22 protein-coding genes and 2 tRNA genes are annotated in these 25,767 nt (G+C 40.8%); 4 read left to right on the top strand and 20 right to left on the bottom strand.

Features of this window, described 5'->3' with window-relative positions:
- Nucleotides 1-4 precede the first annotated feature (4 nt).
- Together menC and fbp are read right to left on the bottom strand one after the other, a co-directional pair.
- Entirely contained in the window at nt 5-1,009 is a 1,005-nt protein-coding gene (gene menC, locus AC106S_RS10490; RefSeq protein ID WP_482439019.1) for an o-succinylbenzoate synthase, read from the bottom strand.
- Nucleotides 1,010-2,026, bottom strand: a complete 1,017-nt coding sequence (fbp, locus tag AC106S_RS10485) for a class 1 fructose-bisphosphatase (protein WP_482439018.1) — start codon at nt 2,024-2,026, stop codon at nt 1,010-1,012.
- A gap of 325 nt (nt 2,027-2,351) precedes the next feature.
- On the opposite strand from fbp, the gene AC106S_RS10480 reads away from it, so the two are divergent.
- From AC106S_RS10480 to AC106S_RS10465, 4 genes are all read left to right on the top strand, one after another.
- On the top strand, nt 2,352-3,590 hold the full coding sequence (locus tag AC106S_RS10480) for an aspartate kinase (RefSeq protein ID WP_482439017.1): 1,239 nt from the start codon (nt 2,352-2,354) through the stop codon (nt 3,588-3,590).
- Between the two features lie 22 nt (nt 3,591-3,612).
- A complete protein-coding gene (locus tag AC106S_RS10475) occupies nt 3,613-5,454 on the top strand; it encodes a lysophospholipid acyltransferase family protein (RefSeq protein ID WP_482439016.1) in 1,842 nt (613 codons plus the stop codon).
- Between the two features lie 109 nt (nt 5,455-5,563).
- Nucleotides 5,564-5,636, top strand: a tRNA-Phe gene (locus tag AC106S_RS10470).
- 523 nt (nt 5,637-6,159) lie between these two features.
- Nucleotides 6,160-6,232 (top strand) — tRNA-Phe (locus AC106S_RS10465).
- 58 nt (nt 6,233-6,290) lie between these two features.
- On the opposite strand, the gene AC106S_RS10460 is transcribed toward AC106S_RS10465, so the two are convergent.
- The 18 genes from AC106S_RS10460 to AC106S_RS10375 all read right to left on the bottom strand — a co-directional run bounded on the left by AC106S_RS10460 (nt 6,291) and on the right by AC106S_RS10375 (nt 25,611).
- The gene (locus AC106S_RS10460) at nt 6,291-8,639 is read right to left on the bottom strand and encodes a multicopper oxidase domain-containing protein (protein WP_482439015.1); all 2,349 of its coding nucleotides are present in this window, start codon (nt 8,637-8,639) and stop codon (nt 6,291-6,293) included.
- A gap of 24 nt (nt 8,640-8,663) precedes the next feature.
- Nucleotides 8,664-9,113 carry a heme-binding domain-containing protein gene (locus AC106S_RS10455; protein WP_482439014.1) on the bottom strand — a complete coding sequence of 150 codons (450 nt, stop codon included), beginning with the start codon at nt 9,111-9,113 and terminating at the stop codon, nt 8,664-8,666.
- 2 nt (nt 9,114-9,115) lie between these two features.
- Complete coding sequence (locus AC106S_RS10450; RefSeq protein ID WP_482439013.1) at nt 9,116-9,700, bottom strand: DUF3347 domain-containing protein; 585 nt, start codon at nt 9,698-9,700, stop codon at nt 9,116-9,118.
- 11 nt (nt 9,701-9,711) lie between these two features.
- Nucleotides 9,712-10,131, bottom strand: coding sequence for a hypothetical protein (locus AC106S_RS10445; protein WP_482439012.1), 420 nt, complete (start codon nt 10,129-10,131; stop codon nt 9,712-9,714).
- Between the two features lie 8 nt (nt 10,132-10,139).
- The gene (locus AC106S_RS10440) at nt 10,140-10,583 is read right to left on the bottom strand and encodes a DUF3347 domain-containing protein (protein ID WP_482439011.1); all 444 of its coding nucleotides are present in this window, start codon (nt 10,581-10,583) and stop codon (nt 10,140-10,142) included.
- A 150-nt stretch (nt 10,584-10,733) separates the two neighbouring features.
- Nucleotides 10,734-11,300 carry a DUF2652 domain-containing protein gene (locus AC106S_RS10435; RefSeq protein WP_482439010.1) on the bottom strand — a complete coding sequence of 189 codons (567 nt, stop codon included), beginning with the start codon at nt 11,298-11,300 and terminating at the stop codon, nt 10,734-10,736.
- Between the two features lie 450 nt (nt 11,301-11,750).
- Nucleotides 11,751-11,972 carry a heavy-metal-associated domain-containing protein gene (locus AC106S_RS10430; RefSeq protein WP_482439009.1) on the bottom strand — a complete coding sequence of 74 codons (222 nt, stop codon included), beginning with the start codon at nt 11,970-11,972 and terminating at the stop codon, nt 11,751-11,753.
- Between the two features lie 165 nt (nt 11,973-12,137).
- A complete protein-coding gene (locus AC106S_RS10425) occupies nt 12,138-12,932 on the bottom strand; it encodes a porin family protein (protein ID WP_482439008.1) in 795 nt (264 codons plus the stop codon).
- Nucleotides 12,933-13,031: 99 nt separating this feature from the next.
- Nucleotides 13,032-13,877, bottom strand: coding sequence for a heavy metal-binding domain-containing protein (locus AC106S_RS10420; protein ID WP_482439007.1), 846 nt, complete (start codon nt 13,875-13,877; stop codon nt 13,032-13,034).
- Nucleotides 13,878-14,062: 185 nt separating this feature from the next.
- Complete coding sequence (locus tag AC106S_RS10415) at nt 14,063-15,253, bottom strand: MFS transporter (protein ID WP_482439006.1); 1,191 nt, start codon at nt 15,251-15,253, stop codon at nt 14,063-14,065.
- Between the two features lie 254 nt (nt 15,254-15,507).
- Complete coding sequence (locus AC106S_RS10410; RefSeq protein WP_482439005.1) at nt 15,508-15,957, bottom strand: hypothetical protein; 450 nt, start codon at nt 15,955-15,957, stop codon at nt 15,508-15,510.
- Nucleotides 15,958-16,345: 388 nt separating this feature from the next.
- Nucleotides 16,346-16,513, bottom strand: a complete 168-nt coding sequence (locus AC106S_RS10405; protein WP_482439004.1) for a hypothetical protein — start codon at nt 16,511-16,513, stop codon at nt 16,346-16,348.
- Between the two features lie 151 nt (nt 16,514-16,664).
- A complete protein-coding gene (locus tag AC106S_RS10400) occupies nt 16,665-17,849 on the bottom strand; it encodes a S41 family peptidase (RefSeq protein WP_482439003.1) in 1,185 nt (394 codons plus the stop codon).
- Nucleotides 17,850-18,292: 443 nt separating this feature from the next.
- Complete coding sequence (locus tag AC106S_RS10395; protein WP_482439002.1) at nt 18,293-18,544, bottom strand: heavy-metal-associated domain-containing protein; 252 nt, start codon at nt 18,542-18,544, stop codon at nt 18,293-18,295.
- 84 nt (nt 18,545-18,628) lie between these two features.
- Complete coding sequence (locus AC106S_RS10390; RefSeq protein WP_482439001.1) at nt 18,629-20,044, bottom strand: MFS transporter; 1,416 nt, start codon at nt 20,042-20,044, stop codon at nt 18,629-18,631.
- A gap of 42 nt (nt 20,045-20,086) precedes the next feature.
- Nucleotides 20,087-21,430, bottom strand: coding sequence for a TolC family protein (locus AC106S_RS10385; RefSeq protein WP_482439000.1), 1,344 nt, complete (start codon nt 21,428-21,430; stop codon nt 20,087-20,089).
- A 2-nt stretch (nt 21,431-21,432) separates the two neighbouring features.
- Complete coding sequence (locus AC106S_RS10380) at nt 21,433-24,531, bottom strand: efflux RND transporter permease subunit (protein WP_482438999.1); 3,099 nt, start codon at nt 24,529-24,531, stop codon at nt 21,433-21,435.
- A gap of 21 nt (nt 24,532-24,552) precedes the next feature.
- A complete protein-coding gene (locus tag AC106S_RS10375) occupies nt 24,553-25,611 on the bottom strand; it encodes an efflux RND transporter periplasmic adaptor subunit (protein ID WP_482438998.1) in 1,059 nt (352 codons plus the stop codon).
- Nucleotides 25,612-25,767: the final 156 nt, after the last annotated feature.

The raw sequence follows: 25,767 nt of genomic DNA, 5'->3' as shown, positions 1-25,767 counted from the left end.
CCTATTATATTTTGAACCACAGCAACTCATTTCTGAGGTCCAGACTGGATTCAAAATTATTTGTGAACAGAGATCCGGTGCCTAAACCCTGAGGCATTGGATTTTTTTTTGTAAATGTATACTGGGCAATGGCATTCAGGCCGATATTGCTTTCCAGAGCAGAAGTGATCCACCATCCGATATTCAGTTCTTCAGCAAGACTAATCCATTCATCAGATCCTGTAAAGCCTCCTACCAGTGCCGGTTTCAGAATAATGTACTGAGGTTTTATGGTTTCCAGCAGTTTTTTCTTTTTCACAGGATCAGTAATTCCGATCAGCTCTTCATCCAGGGCAACCGGAGTTGGAGTAACGGCGCATAACGAGGCCATATCCTCCCAGTTTCCTGCTTTTACAGGCTGTTCTATGGAATGAATTTCCAGATCGGCCAGTTGCTGTAAAACCGTTACGGCCTCTTCTTTACTGAATCCTCCGTTGGCATCCACCCTAAGCTCAAGCTGCTCTGCAGAAAATTTTTCTCTGAGCTGTTGCAGAATCCGGTGTTCCGACGGCCAGTTAACCCCGATCTTCAGCTTAATGCAATGAAAGCCTTTATCCAGTTTATCCTGAATCTGCTCTTCCATGTAGCTGATATCTCCCATCCAGATCAGCCCGTTGATGGTAACAGCTGCTTTACCTTCGGTAAATTCAGTTGGAAAATAAAGATTTCCTCCATGTTTCAGATTCAGAACAGCCTGCTCGTATCCGAACCATATGGAAGGAAATTCTTTCAGTTCTTCCTGTAAATACAGTTTATCCTCCCGGATATTTTCACAAAGCCATTTCAGCTTTTCTTCATAATCCGGTCTGTCGTCAAAGCTGAGTCCTCTGAAGACGGCACATTCCCCTACTCCTTTTCTTTCCTGATCTTCTATTTCGAGAATAAAGGTCTCCTTTTCATGCAAAACGCCGCGGGATGTACCTCCCGGGCGTTTAAACTGCAGCATATATCTGAAATAAGATGCTTTCATTTATTTTACACTGTCTATTCTCATAAATTCTTCTGCTTTCTCTACCATTTCAATACTTCCGCAGAAAAACGGAATTCTCTGGTGAAGTTCGGCAGGTTCTATTTCGAGAATTCTTCTGAATCCGTCCGTTGCTTTTCCTCCCGCCTGTTCTGCAAGGAATGCCATTGGATTACACTCATACAGGAGTCTCAGTTTTCCGTTTGGAGCCTGTGAATATGACGGATAAATATAGATTCCTCCCTTCAGCATATTTCTGTGGAAGTCAGCAACCAGAGAACCAATATATCTTGAGGTGTACGGGCGGTCTCCCTCTTCCATCTGACAGTATTTAAGATAGTTTTTTACTCCCTGAGGAAATTTGATGTAGTTTCCTTCATTAATGGAATAGATCTTCCCTGTCTGGGGGAATTTCAGGTTGGGGTGAGACAGGTAATAGGTTCCTAAAGACGGGTCCAGGGTAAATCCGTTCACTCCGTTTCCGGTGGTGTAAACGATCATTGTGGAGGAACCGTAGATCACATATCCTGCCGCAATCTGATTCACTCCTTTCTGCAGGAAGTCTTCCAGCTGAACGGGAGTTCCGGGTTCAGTAACCCTTCTGTAAATGGAAAAAATAGTTCCTACGGAAACATTTACATCAATATTGGAAGATCCGTCAAGAGGATCAATAAGTACTACATATTTGCTCAGGTGGCCGTTTTCACCGCACTGAATATCAATAAAGTCATCATTTTCCTCAGAGGCAATACCGCATACCACTTCTCTCTGAGACAGGGCTGTGATAAAAATGTCATTGGCAATCACATCAAGTTTCTGCTGCTCCTCTCCCTGGATATTCTGGTTGCCGGCAGCACCTGTAATGTCTACAATTCCGGCTTTGTTTACTTCCCTGTTTACTATTTTAGAGGCCAATCTTATTGCGCTCAGAAGACGGGAAAATTCACCTGTTGAATACTGAAAGTCATCCTGTTTATCAATAATAAATTCTCCTAACGTCTGTAATGATTGATCTGACATATTTTACTTTTTATGTTTTCTCCAAATTTCGTAAAATTTATCATAGTAGAAAAGCTTTTCCGATAAAAGACCTTAACAGCTGATTTTAAACCAGATACACAATCCAAAAGACGATACGGCTAAAAATCCGGACTGGTTATTACTCCCCGATTAATGATAATATTTCAATAAAATTCTCATAATGTTCTCCAGGTCTCAATTTTAATAAAATCTTAATTCCCTAAGCCTGGCCGCCTATTTCATATCTCGTTGTAAATTTATATTTTTGACCTCCGTAAAAAACTCATGTAATTTTTAATCTAACAATTTTATTTTTAACAAATTAATGAAAATTTTCAAGTTTGGTGGCGCGTCTGTAAAAGACGCTGAGAGTGTGAAAAATGTGTCCAGGGTTTTAGAAAGCCAGGGCTTTTCCAAATGTCTGCTGGTGATTTCAGCTATGGGCAAAACGACTAATGAACTGGAAAAGGTTGTAGAACTTTATTTCAAGAAAGATGACTATCAAACTGAAATTGAAAAGATAAAACGAAAACACATCGGGATTGCGGAAGGTCTGTTTCCTCAGAATCACGCTGTTTTTGCAGAGATTAATCTGTTTTTTGATGATATCGATTCTTTTTTAAGAAGAAATAAATCTCCCAACTACAATTTCGTCTACGACCAGGTGGTGAGCTGCGGAGAAATGATTTCTACCAAGATCGTGAGTGAATACCTGAACGAAATTCAGTTTACCAATCAGTGGCTGGATGCGAGAGATTATATCAAAACTGACAATTCATACAGGGAAGGAACTGTGGACTGGGCCAGAACAGAGGAATTTATTTCAACATTAAATCCTGAGATCTGCTATGTAACACAGGGATTTATTGGTTCTGATGAAAATAATTTCACGGTAACCTTAGGACGTGAAGGCTCTGACTATTCCGCCGCCATTTTTGCTTACTGCCTGAATGCTGAAGCAATGACGATCTGGAAAGATGTTCCGGGTGTGATGACCGGAGATCCGAGGAAATTCAGTGATGTATCTCTGCTTTCCCATATATCCTACGAAGAGGCTATTGAGATGGCTTATTACGGAGCAAGCGTCATTCACCCGAAAACCCTTCAGCCTTTACAGCAGAAAAATATTCCTTTTTATGTAAAATCTTTCGTAGATCCTACCAAAGAAGGTACAAAGGTGGGTGCATCTGATCAGAACCAGCAGGAGGAATCTTATATTCTGAAAGAAAATCAGGTTCTTTTAAAAATCTCTACCAGGGACTTTTCCTTTATTGCGGAAGATCATATGAGCCTTATTTTCAGCCATCTTTCCAAATACAAGATCAAAGTATCCCTGATGCAGAACTCTGCTATTTCTCTTGCTCTGTGTCTGGAGGATAAATTCGGACAAATTGATGATTTAAACGAAGAACTTCAAAAAATATTTAAAACCGAAACAGTTAAAAATGTATCTTTATTTACTGTAAGAAATGCGAAGAAGGATCACATTGATAAATTTTACCATGAAAAAACCGTATTATTGGAGCAGATCTCTAAAAATACACTTCAAATGGTAACACAATAATTTTAATTGCGACTAAACACATATGAGTCTAATTTCGAAAGATGATCTTATCAAAGCTTCCGGCTTAAGTAAAATCGGGTTCCTGAAGAATCCGGTAGCATCCGCTGTGATGAGCGTTGCTAAAATAAATGCAGTAAACAAATTATACGATAAACTAAAAGACAAGGAAGGCAAAGATTTTTTCGACTCATTTGTGAGAGAGCGGAATTTAAGCTATGTGGCTTTTGAGGAAGACCTGGCAAAAATTCCGAAGACGGGACCGTTTATTCTGGTCTCGAATCATCCACTGGGTGCTATTGACGGAATTCTGATGTGTAAGATCCTTTCGGAGGTACGTCCGGATTTTAAGGTGATGGGAAATTTCCTTCTGGAAAAGATCAGACCTATGGAACCGTATGTAATTGCTGTAAATCCTTTTGAAAACAGAAAAGAAGCATACAGCAGCTCTTCCGGAATGCGCGAAACCCTGAAACATCTTCAGAACGGAGGCTGTGTAGGTATTTTTCCTGCCGGAGAAGTTTCCAATAAAAATAATCCTTACGGGGAAATTCTGGATAAAGACTGGGAAAAAACAGCACTTAAGCTGATCCGGATGGCCAAAGTTCCGGTAGTTCCCATGTATTTTCATGCCAAAAACAGCCGCCTGTTTTATCAGGTGGCCAAACTCCACCCTAACTTACAAACCCTGATGCTTCCCGCTGAAATGATGAATGACAGGGAGAAACCGATCAGGATCAGAATAGGACGTCCTATAACGGTAAAGGCCATGGATGAGATGGAAACGATTGAGGAACTGGGAGAATTCCTGAAGCGTAAGGTATATATGATGAAATCTTATTATGAAAAGAGAAAATCATTAGCCCAAAGCATCAATCTTCAGAATTTATCGGTAAAATTTCCTTTGCTGAAGGAAGAAAATATTGTTCAGAACATCATAGACGAAACTCCGAAAGAGGATATTCTTAAAGACATCAGTAAACTGAAGGGTACAGACAAAATGCTTTTCAGCAACGGAAATTACGAAATCTACTTTACGACTTATGAAGAAATTCCTTCAGTAATGAGGGAAATAGGCCGTCAGAGAGAGCTTACTTTCCGTGCAGTGGGTGAAGGCAGTAATCTGCCGTTTGACCTTGATGAGTACGACAAGCATTATCATCATCTTTTCTTATGGGACAGCGGTGAGGAAAAGCTGGCCGGGGCTTACAGAATGGCTTTGGGACGGGAAGTGATGAAGAAATTCGGGATCAAAGGTTTCTATACCAGCTCGCTGTTTGAGTTTGAGCAGGACATTCATCCTTTCTTTAAAAAGGTGATCGAAATGGGCCGTGCCTACATCTGCCAGGAATATCAGCAGAAGCCTCTTCCACTCTTTCTTTTATGGAGAGGAATTGTTCACGTATGTTTAAGAAACTCTGATCATAAGTTCCTGATGGGCGGGGTAAGTATCTCCAATAAATTCTCGGAATTTTCCAAATCTCTGATGATTGAGTTTATGCGTTCCAATTATTTTGATTCCGCAGTAGCCCAGTATATCACTCCGAGAAATGAATATAAAGTAAAGCTTCGTGACAGGGATAAGAATCTCTTCTTTGAGGAAATGGAGTCTGATCTTAATAAACTGGATAAAATCATTGATGACCTGGAACCGGAACTCCGGCTTCCTGTTCTGATCAAAAAATACATTAAACAGAATGCGAAAGTAATTGCATTCAATGTGGATCCGAACTTCAACGATGCCATTGACGGACTGATGTATATCAGGATCAGTGATCTTCCGGAAAGTACCATCAAACCGGTACTGGAAGAGATGAGCGACCAGATCAGGAAGGAACAGGAAAATAATCCTTCTGAGAATCAGTAGGTTTTTGGTTTTATTCAAAAAAACTACGATCAATACTTGCTTTGTATGATAAAACTTCCTACTTTTGCATCACTTTAAAACAACGAAGTAAGTCAAACAACAATATAATGGTTTCTTAGCTCAGTTGGTAGAGCAATGGATTGAAAATCCATGTGTCCCTGGTTCGATTCCTGGAGAAACCACTTGAAAACCTCTGATTAGTCAGAGGTTTTTTTGTGTTTTGATTGGTTTAAGTTCGGATCAAGCGGATCAGGCGCAAAAGTTGTGGACTAAGCAAAAAGTCCGGATAATCTGAAGAGGAAAAATGTGGACCAGATTCAAAAGTTTTATACTTTTCCCGGATATTGTAAAACCTTATAGGTTTAATAATGCGAATGTTGATAAACCTATAAGGTTTAGGGAGCAAAGGATAGAATCAGCTTCGTTGATTCGTCGAAGCGTAGTTTTTTTTAAGGGAAACAGTGATTAAGGTGAAACAAGGGCCTACATTCAGCAAGGTAATACAAGGACCATGTGTATCAAAATTTCCCCGGAAAACCTTAGACATAAAAAATATTTTATTTTTAAAAGCCTGTTACTGTAACCATTAAGTATATCGGCTCAATATTCTACAAAAAAACATCAGAAAATCCTTGCACGGTGTTATAAAATATATTACTTTTGCATCACTTTAAAACAACGAAGTAAGTCAAACAACAATATAATGGTTTCTTAGCTCAGTTGGTAGAGCAATGGATTGAAAATCCATGTGTCCCTGGTTCGATTCCTGGAGAAACCACTTTAAAACCTCTGATTAGTCAGAGGTTTTTTTGTATTTTGATTGGTTTAAGTTCTTTTTAATAGTTCAATGATAATCCTACACCAAAGCCCATATCACTGTCGTAGTGGGTACGGATTCCGAGGTTTCTGGTAAGGATATAGCGCAGATCTACCATATATTCCAAATCCGAGTTTACCATAAAGCCTCCTCTTAATCTTTTCGCAAGAGGAATATCTTCACGCATCAGCTGCAAACGTACAACTCCATCATGATAGACTTCAGCCTGAAAGTTGACCAGCATAGGCAGGGTGTACATCACCCCTAAGCTTACAGCGGCTCTGTTATCTTTCTTGTTGGTCTGCCCGAATATATTTTTCTCGTGCTCATCAATCCCCATTTTACGGTACCGCCAGTCGAAACCTATAAACGGCATTAGCCACTGCATCTTACCGATGTATCTTCCCAAATGGGTTTCCACTTCATATCCGTGCATATCATTGTAGCCCAAACGCCATTCTGATCCCAGACTCCATCTTGCGTTCTGCAACATTGCTGATCCGTCGTTACCATTGGTGGCAAAATCATTTTCGGCCATCAGGTGCGGCATATTATGGTCCCGCTGTAACTTTCGGTAAGCTTTTGCTTTATCGGGCAGATAAGGGTTTTGATAATCATCTACGGCAAACACCCTGTTCATCCCGGACATCATGTGATAAAGGATGTGACAATGAAAAAACCAGTCTCCTTCCTCATTAGCCAAAAATTCTATGGTATCGCTTTCCATCGGCATAATGTCCAGTACATTTTTCAAAGGAGCTTTTTCCCCTTTGCCATTAATGATCCTGAAATCGAAACCGTGCAGGTGCATCGGATGCCGCATCATCGAATTGTTGTAAAGTGTAATCCGTAATATTTCGCCTTTTTTGACGAGAATCTTATCTGTTTCGGCCAGTATACGGTTATCCATACTCCATACGTAGCGGTTCATATTTCCGGTAAGGGTAAACTTCAGTTCTTTAACCGGAGCATTTTTCGGAAGTTCTGTATTGTGGGGAGATTCGAGCATACTGTAATTCAGTGTTACGATATTGCTCATCGCGTTTGAATTGTAACGGTTCGGATCTTCATCCATATTCATTTTGTGGCCGTTGCCGGCATCAGCCTGTTTATTTTCATGGTCCGGCATGTGGTGTCGGCTATGGTCCATTTCCTGCATTTTGTTTTTTGCAGATTTGTCTTTTTTCTTTTCTTCACCGGTAATTTCGGGGTACATAACCACATTCATATCCATCTGCTGTAAAGACATATTCATGCCCATATCATCCAGGTCTCCGTTCATCTTCATCATATCGTTCATCATCTTCATTCCCTCGAAATATTTCAACCGGGGCAATGCACCTGCATACTGCTTTACTCCGTTTCCTATAAAATAGCTGGAAGACTGGGTACGGTCCTCGGTGGTGGCTATAAATTCAAAGGCTTTCCCGTCTTCAGGAATGGTAACCACTACGTCATAAGTTTCGGAGACAGCGATGATGAGCCTGTCTACCTCAACAGGGGTTACATCATTACCATCACTGGCTACTACACTCATTTTACCCCCTGCATAGCGCAGCCAGAAGTAGGAAGATGCGCCACCGTTAGCAATACGTAAACGTACCTTATCGCCTGCTTTGAGTGGTTTACCGTCAATATTTTTAAGTTCTGTTATATTTTTACCGTTCATCAGTACTTTCTCATAATACACATCACTCACGTCCATTGCCAGCATACGTTTCCATTCGTTTTTGATCTTTGTTTTAAAGTATCCGCCACGGATAGCTTCTGCATAGCTTTGAGTCGCCCCTTTCCTTATGGCAAACCAGTCGGTGGCTGAGTGCAGCATACGGTGAACATTGTCAGGGTTGAGGTTGGTCCATTCACTGAGCACAATGGGTACGGAAGGCAGATCATCTATCCCTTTACGGAATGTTTTGTCATCCGCTCTTTTATGCATAATGAAGTTACCATACATTCCTATCTGCTCCTGAAGGCCTTCATGTGAATGATACCAGTGTGTCCCGTTCTGGATAATGGGAAAACGATAGGTGAATGTTGTCCCGGGCTTGATAGGTTTCTGGGTTAAATAAGGAATACCGTCTTCCTTATTGGGCAGGAATAAGCCGTGCCAGTGGATCGCAGTACCTTCTTTCAACTGATTATGTACTACAATTTCGGCAGTATCCCCTTCTGTAAATTCAAGGGTAGGCATTGGAATCTGCCCGTTTGCTGCGATGGCTCTTTTTTCTTTGCCTGCAAAATTCACAATGGTATCTTTGAGTACAAGATCGTAACGCACTACCTTTTGTGCGAAAAGGGACTGTGTGAAAAGCAGCATCAAAACTGCCGGTAATAAGCTTTTAAGTATATGGATGGATCTGTTCATTTTCAGTTTTTTTTCTGTTGGAATCTAAGGTTGCTCTTTCAGCCACTTTATTAAAACTTGACTTTGCTCTTTAGTGAGTACTGCATTTTTGTGCAGTAAAGTATAAGAGCGGAGCGGCATTTGTCCGGTTTCAACCTGTTCTGCTGCTGAACGTAGCAGGCGTTCCTGTTTCCGGTTTGAATAACTTCCCCATTCATTAAAATTCAATTCCTTTTTAGCTTCCCTGATATGCTTGTTTACCAGCCATCTGGCGGGTTGCACATAATCGTACCACAGATAGTCGGTATTGTTGCTGTGGCAGTCGTAACAGGAGGTCTTCAGTATTGTTTCAACTTCAGCGGGTATTTTATAAGTCCTGGTAAAATCAGCAGGATAAACTTTTCCATGATCTGTATTAAGTGCAGGCTGAAAAAACTGCAATGCTAAAAAAACAATCAGTATAACGGGTAAAGTTCTGTTCCTCACTTTTTTCATGATCAATACTCTTTTTTCACCGATCCGCAGGTCATCATTTTATTTCCGTAATATGGATTTCTGATTTCTTTTGTTTCGCTGATCCAAACGGCACCTTTACCATCGTTATACATCGGGCAATGGTCCTGGTACAGCTTTTGTGTAGTTCCCAATAATTCAATGAGGTCAGCCATATCTTTACTTAAGGAAGCCAGATGTTCTCTTTGGTGATCTATCTTACCTGCATTAGCACCTATATGCTCTGCATTCTCTTTGGCATTATCCACAATTTCTGTGTAGTCTTTCAGCTTATCTCCGGGAATTGCTTTTATATCTGCACCGTTCAGTGTGCTAAAGAGCTGTTTGCCTGCATCGGCCGCCGCTTTGTCATCATCTGCCGTGAGTGCATTTTTTAAAATGAGATAATCTTTAATAACAGGATCAATAGAGAATTTTTCAGGAACGGTATTGCTATTCCCGGACGTACCGGTTTCCTGCACTGCTGCATTATCCGCTGCCGGTTTATCACTATTCTTATCAGGAGTCTGGCTACAGGAAGAAATGATAAGAGCGGCCAGGGCAAGGCTGGATAAACTTGTGTATTTCATCTTTATTATTTTTATGGTTTAAAGAAAGCTTTATAGCTGGCATCGTTTTCAAAATAGGATACCTCGCCATTATCGCCTGTAATGGCAATTACCGCCCGGGACTTGTCAACCTGATTTTTGGAGACAGGATCAACCGCCATCCGCACAGCTTCTTCTTTAGGAATTCTTTTTTCACACATTTCACAACAGCCGTAATATTTCCTGCCGTTATGAACTACTTCAATTTGCTTTTTCCCCATAAAGGCATCGTTGACCATACATACTTCATCGTGTGGCACTACATCTCCTTTTTGATAATCTGCTCCGGCTGTTTTCCCGGCGCTATGATCCATACTTCCTGAATTACCGGTACTTTGCTGTGTTTTATGTTGTGTACAGGCAGCAGCAAAAACGGCCAGGAAAAGAATAATTACAATCCGAAAATTTTTCATAATCCCAGCTATTGTTTAGTTGCGGTTACTTTTCCACACGTAAGCATAGAAGCTCCGTAATAAGGGTTTTTAATTTCTTTTTCCCTGCTGAGCCAGTAAGCTTTTTTCATCGGACAGTACTGGTAGTAAACGGTCTGGTCCGGTTTTTTATCACTCTCCACCAATTTCCAGAGACTGACGGATACCTGGTCCAGTGCGGCTCTTTGTTTTTCTAAATTACCCGCTTTATTAAGTTTTTCAGCAGCCTGCAGCAAGCTTGTTTTCTGGCTGAAGTCGCTTTCGTTTTTAATGGACTGGTATAATACGGTTGCGGCTGCAGAAGCTGCTTTACTGTCACTGTTCACCAGCGCATTTTTTACATCGAGATAGTTGGTTAAAAGTTTATCTGTATTCTGTGCAAATGCCGAGAATCCCAAGAGCATAATTCCCAATGTTAACATTATTTTTTTCATTTTTTCATTTTTAAAAGATTGAACATTTAGATTGATACAGATCCGGAGCTGTAAACTCCTTATTTCTGCTCTTACAAATTTCCGCCGATTATTGGTCTTCCTGTTTACAATTTTTCTTATTTGATTTGTGATATTTACTGTTCATCATAATCAGAGATAATGGATATACCCTATTCCAGGGAGATATTGACAGTCATCACAGCTATCATATTCTACCGTCACTTTTTCGGGTCTGTCAAAATTGGCTTTCAGAAAAGTATCTGAAAATAATGCATAGGGTGGACGTTGTGCAACACGGTTTTTCAGCATCTTATGTGCTTCCACTACGGTTGCTCCATACAGCTTTTCAAACTTACCGATTCGGTAGCTTGTAAATGCTCCATAGTGTACAATGGTTTTCAAAGAGAGCGGGATTTGAAGGTTTAATTGTTGTGATAGCTTCCACAGCTCTTTACAGAATTCGCCGTAGGTCTGTTCGATCTGCATCAGGGTTTCCTGAAAATTGGGCAGGTGACGGTATTTATAAAAAAGTACAGCATCGCCTTCTATTTCGGAAATTTCGAGACAGAGGATATTGCTGTTTATGATGGATTGGATGAGATGTTCTGTAATGTATTTTCCCACAGATATTTCTGAACTGATCACGAAATCGGTAAACCCTGAGATATCAGGGATCATTAACATTCCAATGAAATCTTCTGTAATTTGTGCTTTCATTATTCAGATTTTAACTATAAAAAAAATGAGGGTTATCTATGAAAACCCTCAAATAATGATTAAATTCACTTCATATAAGAAGTTTCCCTATTGAATCACTAAACTATACCAAATTTAAAACACTTTCTTTTATTTATAAAACACCTTCCGATACGGAACGTTGGATACTCCTGTCCTATACATTATTCTAAATTAAATAATCGCCACTATTCATTTCATCTGGTCCGGTTTTACATAAAAAGCTGGAAGAAGGAGACTGAATGTTACTCCTGTTCCTATCATTCTGACCATTATCACAACGTGAAATTATCCAAGAAAAAAAAAGATAACAATTCTTCTTCCCTAATCATCTCCTAACTCCCAGCTACCAAACCAAACTAACACAGAAATTTTTGACCTGTCTTCAAATAATTTTAAAACTCAATAGTGGCGATCTTCTATAATTTAGTTTTATTTTTCTATGGATTCAATTTTGAATCCTGCTTTTTCCACGGTTTCTATTACTTCCTGTTCTGTAATACCTTCTGCTTTTACGGTGAGAATCTTCTCTTTTTTATGGATATCTACTTCCCAGTTTTCAATACCTTCTGCTTTATCCAGAAAAGGAGTTACCGATGCCAGGCAGCTTGCACAGTTGATATTTGTTTTGAACTGCAATACTTTGTTTTCCATTTTTTTTAAAAAATTTTTATTGTTTTTCTTCATACAAAGTTGAATAATAATGCGCCTTTATTTTTGCTATATTTCCGGTTTAATTTGTAAAATTTACTGTTGAAAAAATGCAGTAAAGGCCGCCAAGCCGGGACATTGAGCCGGTCAACCTGTATAATTTATTCTTTACAGACGGTAAGCATAACCGATCATAACGGTAGCTGCTCCGGATCTGTTCTTTCCATTGGCAGATCCTTTCTGAATATTAATAAAACCGTAATTACCACCTCCTTCCAGGAAAATCATGTTACGTTTTATTTTATAGCCGATCCCTACATTACCGGCCAATCCGAAATTGAATGAACGAAGCTGATCTTTAATATCTTTTGTATTATCAAAAGATAAGGTCAGGATACCTGCGGAAGGGTTCGCGGGATTTGCAGGAACGGGTTTGGTTTTTCCTTCATCAAGATAAACCTGGCCAGTACCTTCAGTAACCTGTTTTGCATTCAGCAGCAGCCCTACGAATGGTCCGGCACCGGCATAGATCCGCCATTTCTTTTCAGCTCCAAGATCCCATCCGAATTTGGCTAAAACCGGCAACATCAGATAATCAAGTTTAGCTGTGCTTTTAAAATCCGCATATAAATAAGGAGGAGCCTGCGGACCAAACAGAGGAGCCATCTGCGCCGGAAACGGAAAAGCCTGGAACCCGTCTTTCTTGCCACCCTGCTGCGAATATTCCAGGATTGCCTGAATGGAAAAAAGCTTACCGGTATGGTATTCTGCAAAAATACCCAATCCTGCACCCAGTCGTGAACTGTACCCTTTGTTCAGCGGATTGACTGCCGAACCACTTCCTGCCGTTAGGTTAGGTATCGCAAGTCCTCCACGGGCACCTATGCTCCATTGCTGGGCAGATACCGGGCTGGCATACAAAAGAATCATTGCTGCGATTGCGGAAAATATATATTTTTTCATTGCTTATTTTTTTTTATTGGAGCCGGTTCACCATATGTTTAATGACACTGGTGAATATTCCGGTTATCATTTTTTATACTGTTACCTTTCTGATCCTTATTAATGATGGGCTCGAAGGTTTGTCTCTGCCTGCTCCCCACCTGAAACTGTTACCGTAAAGTCTGCCGTATGTATCACATCCTCTATTTTAAACTGAACCCACATCCGGTATAGTCCCGCTTTTTTGATGATCGTTTCAGCATAAATGGGAAAATTATCGTCAAATACAGGATGGATATGAAGAAAATCATAATCGGCTTTACTGATCATTACAATGTGCGCATTGGCACCTAAGTAAAGCTGCATATCTTTTGCCTGCAGTATTCTGCAGTCTTTTACGATTGAAAACTGAAGTCCCTGTACATTCGTAGTGGTGAGTTCATCACCATTTAGCAAAAACACCGTGTAGCCATTCACTATTGATGCCAGTTTTGTTTCCAGCCGTTGTGGAATATCTGTAACAGTACCCGATACCTCAATATAATGTGTGTTAACTTCCGGAGCATTCCCACTCGGCTTATAATCGGTAAATAAAAGGTACTTTCCTGCTGCGGGAAAGGTTTCCGAAATATGATAGGTCCCGTCCGGCTGTTCTTCGGGATGAATATGATCAAACCACGACAGTTCTTCGTTTACAGTCAACAGATGTATTTTCTTTTCGTGTATTACATCCAGCATTACATTCCTGCCGTGCTCGGTAATAGCAATGCTCATATTGACAGGTTTACCGGCTTCTATCTCCTGTGATCCGGTACTTATTTTCACTTCCGTTCTCTCCCTGTCTTCACCTGCGGATATTAATGTCATTCCACATTTAGGGCATTTGTCGCCTTTGCTCCCCCTCACTTCCGGGTGCATAGGACAGGTGTATACATTGCTGAGACTTTGTTGATGCTCTGTATTCATAATATGATAATTTTTATTACTACCGGAGGAGGCTTTACAGGAAGGATAAAATTGCTACGGAGGTGCCGCAACCGGTAATAGGATTTTTAAATCGTTGATTTATCCTTCGTATTTTATACAAATTTCAGGTGCCGGAAGCTTATCTGTATTGCGTTTTTACTTATTTAATTTGCAATATTTACAGATTATCTGACAGAACTGCCTTTATACAAAACAATTCTTACAGCTACGATCAAAGTAATGATCAGCATCGGGATCAGCACTACATTCACGCCTTTCCAGCCCCAGTGGTTGAAAAGACTTCCTGCAAAGAAACTGGCAATACTGATGACCGCAAACACCGTAAAATCGTGAAAAGCCTGTGTTTTCTCCTTCTCCTCAGGCCGGTAAACTTTAGTAAGCAGAGAAGAGCCACCGATAAACAGGAAATTCCAGCCCAGGCCTACCACAAACAATGCCGCCACAAAGTAGCCCGTACCCGTCCCGCTAAGGGCTATAACAATATAAAGCAGCATAATCAGCAAGCCCGAAATAATGATCCGGTAAACACCGAATTTCTGAATGAGCATTCCGGTAAAGAACGAGGGCAGAAACATCCCTAGTACGTGCCATTGAATAACCGTTGCCGAGCTTTCTGACGGATGCCCGAAACCGTACATCGCAATGGGTGTAACGGTCATAGACATACCCATTACGGCAAACGCAGTAGATGAAGCAAGTACCGCAAGGATGGCATCTTTATTTTTAATGATTTCCTTTAAAGCCCTTCCCTTTACTTTAGTATCGTTTACCTGAAATAATGTTGTTTTGCCTAACTTCAGCAGGGATATAATACCCAGCGCTAATAAGCTCAGTAAAATGATAGAAAAATAGGAATAGGCATAAGGTACAGCTCCCATATGCTGTGTGAATTTAGCCAGATTGGGCCCGGCAAATGCAGCAACAATGCCTCCTGCAATTACGAAAGAAATAGCTTTGCTTTTAGCCTGCTCCGGAACAGCATCAGCAGCGGCAAAGCGATAATACTGTGAAAATCCCTGATAAGCGCCTACCAGCATATTGCCTATGGAAAATATCCAGAATGAATGCTGAACAATACCATACCAGGAAACCAGCCCGGCCAGCACGCCTATCAGGGTACCCAGCATAAACGCCTTACGCTGACCAACTTTTTTGATGATCACAGAAGCAGGAATCATCATCCCCGCCGTACCCACCGTAATCATTGCGATAGGTAATGTAGAAAGGTTTTTATCCGGGGCCATTGCCAAACCTGCTACTCCCGATAAGGTGATCACCAGGATAGAGGCCGTCTGGAACAGAGCCTGCGCGATAAACAGCAGGTAAACATTTTTCCACTGAACAGTTGTTTTCATAAGCTTAAACTTTGGGGTCAAAGTTCCGGCATATGCTCCAGCCCGGTATTATGTTATTTCTTGTTTGTTTTGTGAAGTTTACGGGTTTTTCTTACAAACAAAAAAAACTGTAAAACCATCCGGTAGTACAGCTTTTTATTATTCTTGTAAATACTAATCCTTTGAAAATAATCAGCAATATTGTCAAAGTAAAATTGGTTGAAACTATGCAGGTTCACCTATTATCTGGGCAAACCTCTTGTTACACGAAGGCTTTATTGAAGGTTAATAAAGTTTCTTTCAAATTCCGTTAAACTTTTATCGTTTTTGGGATCTTTTTGGAATCCTAAGTTTAATAATAGAGGAATATCATTTATACGTCCAAAACCAATAATTTTATAAGTTCCGTTTTTTAATTCATATTTAGTTCCTTTAAATTTTTGATTTTGAGAAGTAAATTCAATATTTTTCTTCTTTTTGTATTCAAATTCTTCTTCGATTTGAGCTTGAAATTGTTCGTTAATTTTTTGCTTTATCATTTCCTCGTCGAAGAACAGCCATTGCGCAGAAAATCCATTACAATCAATTATTTCGTATTCAGATTTAGCAACACAATTTTCAGGTACTGAAATTTCAGTTTTTGCATAATTCAATTTACTTATATTTTCTTGAGCATTTAAAGTGAAATTGAAAAATAAAGATAAAATGATAATCGTTTTTTTCATTTGCATAAAGTTTGGAAAAAGCTTTCGTGTAAATCTCAAATATATGAAACTTTAGCACATATACAGGTAAAAATGTATAGATGAATGTTTCTGTTCATTATCAAAAGGTTATACATTTATTTTAATTTGTTTTTGTTTTGCATTAATGCTTTTTTAGTTTTCGTATTTGTAAACAAGACAAAAGACGATAAAACTAAATCACAAAAATACAGACTTACTGATCATCCCAAATTCATACCTTATTTAATAAAAACAAAAAAAGCTGTAAAACCATCCGGTAATACAGCCTTTTATTATTCTTGTAAATACTAGTCCCTTGAAAACAATGCCGCATCAAAACCATATCACTCTATTGATGCGGAGACACTGTTTTCAACAAGGCTAACGGTTAACCATTATTGCAGCAGCCTCTATTGTAACCTGATGCATTGCTGTCTTTCTCTGCCGAAACAGTATAGCCTGCTTTCTCTATCGCATCTATTACTTCTTCTTCCCTGCTCTCCGAAGTAAAGGAAACGGGTAACGAAGTGGCGGATAAATTGGACGAAAAGTTCAATTTAGCATTAACGTAGCCGATGTGTTTCCACGGAAACTAAATTAAAGAAGGAAACTGAATGTGTTCCACATTCGGCGGAATAAAAAGCAGAAAAGTTGAAGTCTGCACTTAACCAGCATTTTGCCAATACAATGTTATCTGCCGTTTTTTCTTATTTCCAACTTTTTACGTATTCAATTGCTTCGTCAATATTTTTTTTGTAATTCTTTACCGAATAATCAACCTTGAAATCAGGATTTAAAGCACCTTCATAACCTTTCCACAATTCCCAATATTTTGTAGAATATCCTATAATAATTTTTGAATTTGGAAGCCTAAAACCTCTTGTTTCTCCAAAATGGTTTATATTTCCACTTGTTTTCTCTCCCAATAAAACTGAATTATATTCTCGTTTTAATGTAACCGCATTCATCAAAGCAGATGAAAAAGTTTGTTTTCCAATTAATATAAACAGGTTTCCTTTCTTGTTCAAATAACTATCTTTCAGTTTATCAAGAAATGGTTTTAGAATTGCAGAATTTCCGCCACTATTTTTTCTTAAATCAATTATTATTTTTTTTGGTTTATTTTTGTTGATAAATTCAAATAATTCATTATTGAATTCATCAAAAGGTTTGTCTATTTGTAGTTGGCAATTTTGATAGTTAAAATAAATTATTTCTCCATTATCAATCGGCTGAAACCAATAAAAGTCTTTGTTACTGTTTCTTAATAGTTTGCTATACTGAATTGGGTGATAACTTTTTATGGGCACAGAATTAATTTCAGTTTTTTGATTTCCTATTGTATATTCGGCTTTTATAACGTTGTCGGTAATATTTAACCCATTTAGAATTTCGGGATTATTTATGAATTTTTGAAAATAAATTTGAAAATATGAACTGTTATCATCTTTTATAAGTTGTCTGACAGAATTAAGTATATTTTTTGTTTTTGCATTTTCAATTTTGTTAAGTTTTTTATACAATAAATTTTTTCTGATAAAGTCCGTTTCAGTAACAAAAATTCCTTCTTTAAAAAAATCAAATTCAATAGGGAAAGTTAATTGAAAAGGTGGTTCAATTCTTGTGTGTTCATCATTTATTTTTTTAGTGAGTTTGAAAAGTTCTATTATAAATTTTTCATTGTTTAAAGTCTCCGCTTTGTTTTGAATTACTGATATTTCATCAAAAAACTCTTTTTCGGTTATTTTGGCAAAAAGATTTTTATGTCCTTTTGGAAGTTCGGTTTTTAAATATTCCAAATCTTCAATATATTGCTTTGCAGTTAAATTTTGTGCAAATAATTCTGAACACAAAGACAAAAAAAATAGAAAAAAAATAATAATTCGCTTCATTAATTTTCGTTTTATTGTTGTGGTTTTTCTTTAAAATGGAAACTCTAACTCTCAAATATATGAAAGTTTAAAATACACATAAGTAAAAATAAATAAATGTATAATCCCATTTATTATCAATTTGTTACATACTCATTTTTAATTCGTTTTTTGTGTAGTTATAATAGCTTATTTATGCATTTTTGATTTTTAAACAATAGAAAAGTGATATTATTTCCTGGTTTCATCAGACCACTCCGTTCGGTTCAGCAAAACTAAGTTATAAAAATTCAGCAGGTCTCACCAAAAATTTACACGCGGCATAAAAACAAAAAAAGCTGTAAAACCATCCGGTAATACAGCCTTTTATTATTCTTGTAAATACTAATCCCCTGAAAACAATGCCGCATCAAAACCATATCACTCTATTGATGCGGAAACACTGTTTTCAACAAGGATAACGATTAATCATTATTGCAGCAGCCTCTATTGTAACCTGATGCATTGCTGTCTTTCTCTGCCGAAACAGTATAGCCTGCTTTCTCTATCGCATCTATTACTTCTTCTTCCCTGCTCTCCGAAGTAAAGGAAACAGTAAGATGGCCTGCTGCTATATTGTCTATTTGTACACCTTCTATTTCTTGTACGGCGTTGTTTACCCTGCTCTGGCAGTGTGTACTCTGCATATTGGGCACGCTGATGGTTAATTGCTTCATTGTATTAAAATATTTTACTGATATAAAATTACATCGGTTATCAGGTTTCTTTTTTGCAGGATTGCCGGTTTAAGTTGTAAGATTTTATGGCTTGGGAGCCTTAATTCCGAAAGCTGCAATAATGGCAGCAATCACACATACAATAGCCGCAGCGAGGAAGGCCGTCTGAAAGCCTGAGTTCAGTGCCGTTGCTTCCGGAGCACCAATCATTTTTATGGCATTTGTTTTTGCAGCGGAAATGGCTACAATAATAGCCAAGCCCAATGCAGATCCTACCTGGTAACTGGTGTTTACAATTCCTGAAGCTAATCCCATTTCCTCTGGTGGCGCACTGGCCGTTGCCGCAATGGTTCCCGGAATATAGGTAAGCGACATCCCCACCGCAGCCAGTAAAGAGGCAGGCAGTACATCTGCCACAAACGTTCCGTCCACCGGAACTCTGCTGAACAGGAATAATGAAACAGCCAGCGCTATCAGACCCATTATCATATTCGATTTAAAGCCAAACCGGGCGACCAGCCTGCCCGTAGCCCCTACCATCAGCAGCATAATGGCAATGGTCATAGGCAAAAGTGCCAGCCCGCTGTTGAAAGCCGAGTAATGAAGTGTTTGCTGGAGATACAGGTTAAGGAAAAACCATAAGGGAATCCAGGCTGCGGCCAGCAGGATCATTACAATATTTCCATAGGAAAGATTCGACACTTTGAAAATGTGCAGTGGCATCAGCGGATGTTTTTTATACTTCTGGCTGAAATAGAAAGCAACCAGCAATGCTATGGAAATAAGGAGCATACTGATGGTTTCAAACGATACCCAGCCTGCAATTTCAGCCGATACAATGGCATATACCATCATTACCAGGGCAACCGTGGCCAGTATGGCACCTACCACATCTACTTTTCCTTTTTGCGTCATTCCTTTTATCAGTAAGGGCTTGCTGCGCATCAGCACCAAAAGCCCTATGGGAATATTGATCAGGAATATCCAGTGCCAGGAAAGCCATTCTGTAATGGCTCCTCCCAGAAAAACTCCGGCAGAACCGCCTGCCGCCGCAGAAGCTCCCCAAAATCCCAATGCCTTATTCAGCTCTTTGGGATCGGAAAACATCGTAAAGACAAGCATCAGTGATGAGGGCGCAATGAAAGCCGAACCCAGTCCCTGTAATGCTCTCCCGGTATTAAGCACGGAATCTGACCAGGCAAGTCCGGCAAGCAGTGAGGCTGCTGTAAGGATAATGAATCCCCACATAAAAATTTTGCGGGCCCCGAAGAGGTCGGACAAACGGCCTCCCAGCATTAAAAAGCCTCCAAACAGGATCACATAGGCATTAAAGATCCATTGCATTCCGGATTGGGTATAGCCAAGGTCTGCTTTGATGGCTGATAAAGCGACACCAATGATGGAGGTATCCATTATCACCAGAAATTCCGCAGTACAGAGTAATATAAGAGCCGCCCAGCGCTTGCTGTACAAAGCAGGAGGTGTTGTCGTTGTATTCATTGAATTATTTTTTTGTTGAAAGGATAATTGTTTTTTATTACATTAAAGTTCAAGCAGACCCAGTGCGTTTTTAAGCTCCACATCCAGTACCTTAAGATTATAGACAGCCTGCAGATAGCTGATTTTAGCCTGTGTCAGCGCCAGTTCTGCATCGGTAAGCTCCAGACGGGAACTTCTGCCGTTCTTGAAACGGTCCTCCATCATCCGGTGGCTCAGTTCCGCAGAGGCTACCGTTGTCTGTTGTATATCCAGCTGTCTCAGGGCTTCTTCCCATTTGCTCAGGATACCTGCCAGCTGGGTTTTTACCTCATCTTTAAGGTCGTTCAGGCGTATGATCTCCTGGTCTGTTTTTATCTTAGCCTGTGCTGTACGGGATTTGGTACGGTTTCCGTCAAAAATCGGTACGGAGAACTGAAGCCCCACAAAAGAGGTTCTCGGCCAGGTATCCAGTCTGAAATCATCTTCCTGCGCCTGAATCTGGTATTGACCTATAAGCGATAATCTGGGCATCAGTCCGGCACGGGTTGCTTCCGTTTTTTTCTGTTGGAGGTTAATGACGAGCTGCTGGATATTCAGGTCTTTGCGGTTTTCAGCAGCTATTTTAAGTGCTTCATCCAGAGAGCTGAATGCTGATCGCTCTGTGACCAGATCAAATTCAAGTTTGTCGGTCAGTGCAATCCGTTCCTCTTTTTCCATTCCGATCAGTCTTTTCAGTTCCAGTTCTGATACTTCGATGTTATTTTTAAGGTAGGAAACTGCGGATCTGATATTTTCCACGGCAATAAAATTGCTTAAAGTATCTGCCTTTATCGCTTTTCCCTGGAGGAACAATAAGCGGGTATCTTTCAATGCCCTTACATTACGCTGAAAGCTTTGGTCTAAAAGATCTGTCTGCTCATTCATCAGCAGCATATTGAGGTAAAGAGAGGCGACCTTATAGGCGATCTTGCGCTGCAGGTCTATGGTTTTTTCTTTTTCAATTTCCTCACTTATTTTGTTCACGCCTAACTGGCGGTGTATGGAAGGATCGATGATGGGTTGATAAAGGGAAACAAATCCGTTCAGCGCATTTTTTCCTCCTACGGATACAGCTTCTACGGCATTGGTACTGCCCACAAAAGAGCCCGGCATAAATATGACCTGACGGTCGAAATAACGGATATAGGAGGCTCCGGCAGAGATATTGGGCAGGTAACCATTACGGATTTCCCTGCTCTGCTCTGCAGTATAAATCTCTTCCAATGCCTGAGCCTGTAACTGCTTGTTCCCGTTCTTTGCCATTTCCAGTGCCCCGGAAAGCGAAAGCGTGGTCTGTTGCGCTTTAAGGGAGACATTTCCCACCATCAACAGCAATCCGGTACTGATAATCAATAATAGATTTTTCATTTTCAATGGTTTTTAGGATGAATACTTACAAAATCTTCTTCTACCACTTCCTTGCTGCGTTTATTACTGGACAGATAGGAATACACGGCAGGAATAATGAACAGGGTTAATATCCCTGAAAACACCAGCCCTCCGGCGATTACAATTCCTAAGGACTGTCGGCTGTTGGCCGTGAGCGCAATAGGCAATGCCCCGAATATCATTGCCAGTGAAGTCATCAGGATAGGACGGAAACGCTGCTCGGCGGCATGTAAGGCAGCATCGAATTTTGAAAATCCCTGATCTTTCAGGTGGTTGGCAAATTCTACGATCAGGATTCCGTTTTTGGTGATCAGTCCCACCAGTGTAATGATCCCGATCTGGCTGAAGACATTCAGACTCTGGTCAAACCAGGAAAGACTGAGCACAGCACCTGTTACGGCCATAGGTACGGTAAGCATTATGGTAAGCGGATCTCTTAAACTTTCAAACTGGGCGGCAAGGATCATATAGATCAGCACCAGTGCAAGGATCAGGGTAAACATAATATTGCCCTGGCTTTCTTTATAGTCTCTGGACTGCCCGGCCAGCGAGCTTTTGAAGTTGTCGCCTAAAACTTTTTTCTTGATCTGCTCTATCTCTTCTATACCCTCTGCAAGGCTTACTCCCGGAGCAGTGGCTGCCGAAATGGTAGCTGAAGTGTACTGGTCATATCTGTAAATGGCTGCAGGACTCACCGCTTCTTCTTTGGTAATAAGGTTACCCAGGGGAATCATTTGCCCTGTTGCGGAACGCACATAGATGGAATTAAGGTCACTGGCATCATTTCTCATTTTTCGCTCCAGCTGTCCGATGACTTCATACTGCCTGTCGTTGCGCAGGAAATAGCCATAGCGCTGTCCTGATAAGGAAAGCTGCAGGGTTCTGGCGACTTCTTCCATAGAGACTCCCATCATTGCTGCTTTTCTGCGGTCTATGTTTATTTTCACTTCGGGTTTGTTTATTTTCAGATCCGAGTCTACGAACATCAGTTTTTTACTTTGACGGGCTGCGGCTAAAAATTCAGGCAATACCTTAGTCAGGTTTTCCAGATCCGGTGACTGGAGTACAAACTGGATCGGCATACCGCCGCCATAACGGGTACCAATGGTAGGCGGCAGGTAAGGAAACAGCAGGAATCCCCGGAACTGTCCGGAAGCTGCACCGTACTGGTTGTACAGATCCTGAATAGAAGCTTTTCTTTCTTTAGGCTCTTTAAGATAGATACTCTGCACGGCAACATTTACAGGGGCCGGAGCAGGGATAAAAGAAATAGCTACCATAGAATAGGTCTGGTACAGGCCGTCTGTATTATCGTTGACGTATTTACCTACTTCAATCATATTTTTTTTCATATAATCAAAGGAGACCCCCTCCGGCGCAATGGCGATAAGGTTCATATTGGATCGGTCTTCAACAGGTGCCAGCTCGGAAGGCAGGCTCTTGCCTACAAAATAGATGAGCAAAGTAGTTCCTGCCAGGAAAACCCAGGCCAGCCATCTTACTTTCATAAAGGCTTTCAGTATTTTAAAATATCCTTTGTTGAGCCATACAAAAAAGGGTTCCGAAACCCTGTAAAACCAGCTTGGCTTTTCTTTCTTTTTAAGGAAATAGGCACTCAGCATCGGGGTGAGTGTCAGGGCTACAAAGGCGGATACCAGTACGGAACCGGATACCACAATGGCAAATTCAAGGAAAAGCTGACCGCTGATTCCCCCCATAAACACGATGGGCAGAAATACCGCCGCCAGTGTAATGGTGGTAGATATTACAGCAAAGTAAATTTCCCTGGTCCCTTTGAAGGCTGCCTGTACGGGAGACATTCCATCTTCTATTTTTTTGTAAATATTTTCGAGTACCACAATGGCATCGTCCACCACCAGACCTATGGCAAGCACCAGCCCTAAAAGGGTAAGCACATTAATGGAGAATCCGGCGACATACATAATGAAGAATGCTGAAAGAATGGACACGGGAATGGCTATTACCGGAATAATGGTAGAACGCCAGTCACGCAGGAACAGGAAGATGATGAGTACCACAAGCCCAAAGGCAATAAACAGGGTTTCTTCTACTTCCTTAATGGATTCTCTTACCGATTTGGTAAAGTCAAATCCTACAATAAGACGGTAATCTGAAGGAATTTCCTTACGAAGCTGCTCCAGCCGCTTGTAAAATTCATCTACCACCTGTATAGCGTTGGCACCCCTCTGTATCTGCACGGCAACCCCTACACCTACACGGTTGAGGTTCCCGGTTTCATTGATGATGGCAGTACGTTCGTTTTCTTCGCCCAGCTCTGCTGAGCCTATATCTTTCAAATAAATAACGGTATTACCCACCTGCTTGATGAGCATCTGCTCAAAATCTTCGGCGGTGGTCAGTCTTCCAAGTGTGCGGATACTCAGTTCGGTCTGGTTACCTTCCAGTCTGCCCGAGGGAAGGTCTATATTCTCCCGGAGCAATGCCCTGCGGATATCTTCCGGGGTAAGGTTGTAGGCCGCCAGCTTCACAGGATCAAAGCGCAGGCGCATCGCATATTTATGTTCACCTACGATGGCTACATTGTTGATTCCCGGGATGGACTGCATCCTGTCTTTGATGGTGGTAGAAGCGAGGTGGCTTACCTCTTTTATATCTTTGGTATCGCTTTCTACTTCCAGAAAGGCTACGAGGTTATCGGCTGACGATGCTTTTTGAACGATAGGCGGATCTACATCGGCAGGAAGCTGTTTCCTGGATTTGGAAACTTTATCCCTTACATCGTTCAGGGCATCTTCCAGGTCTATATCCCTGTTAAATTCTACTGAAATAACGCTCACCTGCTCCCTGGACTCCGAAGAAATGGTACGGATACCGCTTGCCTCTGCAATGGATTCTTCCATCGGCCGGGTAAGCTTGGATGCGATAACATCGGGACTTGCCCCGGGATAAAAGGTAATGACAGAGATCACCGGCGGTTCGGTAAGCGGAAATTCCCGGATCCCGAGCTGCTTCCATCCCACAATGCCGAGAATAACGATCAGCAGGGAGAATACGCCTGCCAATACAGGTTTTTTTATACTTAAATCTGAAATACTCATTTTTGCTGAAATTTTATTGAATTATTTAACCGGAACCGGGGCTACCGGCATTCCGTCGCCTAAACGCAGGATATTGGAGACAATAACACTATCTCCTGTACTGATCCCGGACGTGATGGTAACTTTTGTTTCGGTACGGTTTCCAATAGTGACCGGAACGGTTTTGGCAACTCCTTTTTTGATTACAAATGCATTATAGCCTTTTTGTCCGGGTACCAGAGCTTCTGAAGGCAGCTGTACGCCTTTCGCTCCTTTTTCTCCGGTGTCGAACAGTACTTTTACAGAAAGACCTGCGCGCAACATTCCATTGTCATTGGAGGTTACAGCCTGTACCAAGAGGCTCCTTCCCTGGGCTTCCAGTCCCGGTTCGGTGGCTATGATGGAAGCTGTATATTCTTTATCCGAAAGTACGGTGGTGAATTTTATGGTATTACCCATTTGTACATATGGAAGGTATTGTTCGGGAACGGAAAAGCTGATTTTAATGCTTCCCTGGTCCTGCAGGGTAACGAGCGTTGTTCCCGGGGAAACATAAGCGCCTGTCTGCAGTTTTGTGATCCCTATTTTACCTGAAAAAGGAGCCCTGATGACTGTTTTGCTCAGTTCTGCACGTAAGAGATCCTGCTGGGCTTCCAGGGTATTCAGCTGCATATGGGCTTCATCGTATTCCTGCTGGTTGACGGTTTCTGTTTTCAAAAGATTGGCCAGACGCTGCTGGGTAATTTTTGCCAGTTTTATCTGTGCAGCCACCTGTCTCAGGCGGGAAGTGATCTCTGCATCGTTGAGGGTGTAGAGTACTGCACCCTGCTTTACATAGCTGCCGTCTTTAAAGGCTACTCTGGTTATTTTCTGTGCCAGCTCCCCAACGATAGAGACTTCCCGATAGGGTTCTATTGTTCCTACGAGTGACTCTTTCAGATTCAGAGCTTCCTGCTGTGCCACGATGATATCAACGGGCAGCTTAGTGTTTGCCGGAGCTGCAGCCGGTTTCTGTTCTTTACCGCCGCAAGCCGCTAAAAAGAGACTAAGCAGCGGAATAATAACAGCCGGCTTTTGCAACGTAGATAATTTATGTAACATATTATTAAAATTTAGGATAATACAATCAAGAATAATTAATGACAAATGTACCGTGGCGCAGTAAGCTGCTTTTTACACAATTGCTTTTAGGTTTTGTAACATTTCTTAATTTTACCTGCCTGATAAAAACCTATCTTGAATGAGACTTTTTTGAGG

The organism is Chryseobacterium sp. FR054 (genome assembly GCF_056844565.1).
Note: the sequence above shows the minus strand (reverse complement) of the source record. Positions and strands in the feature narration are given on the sequence as shown.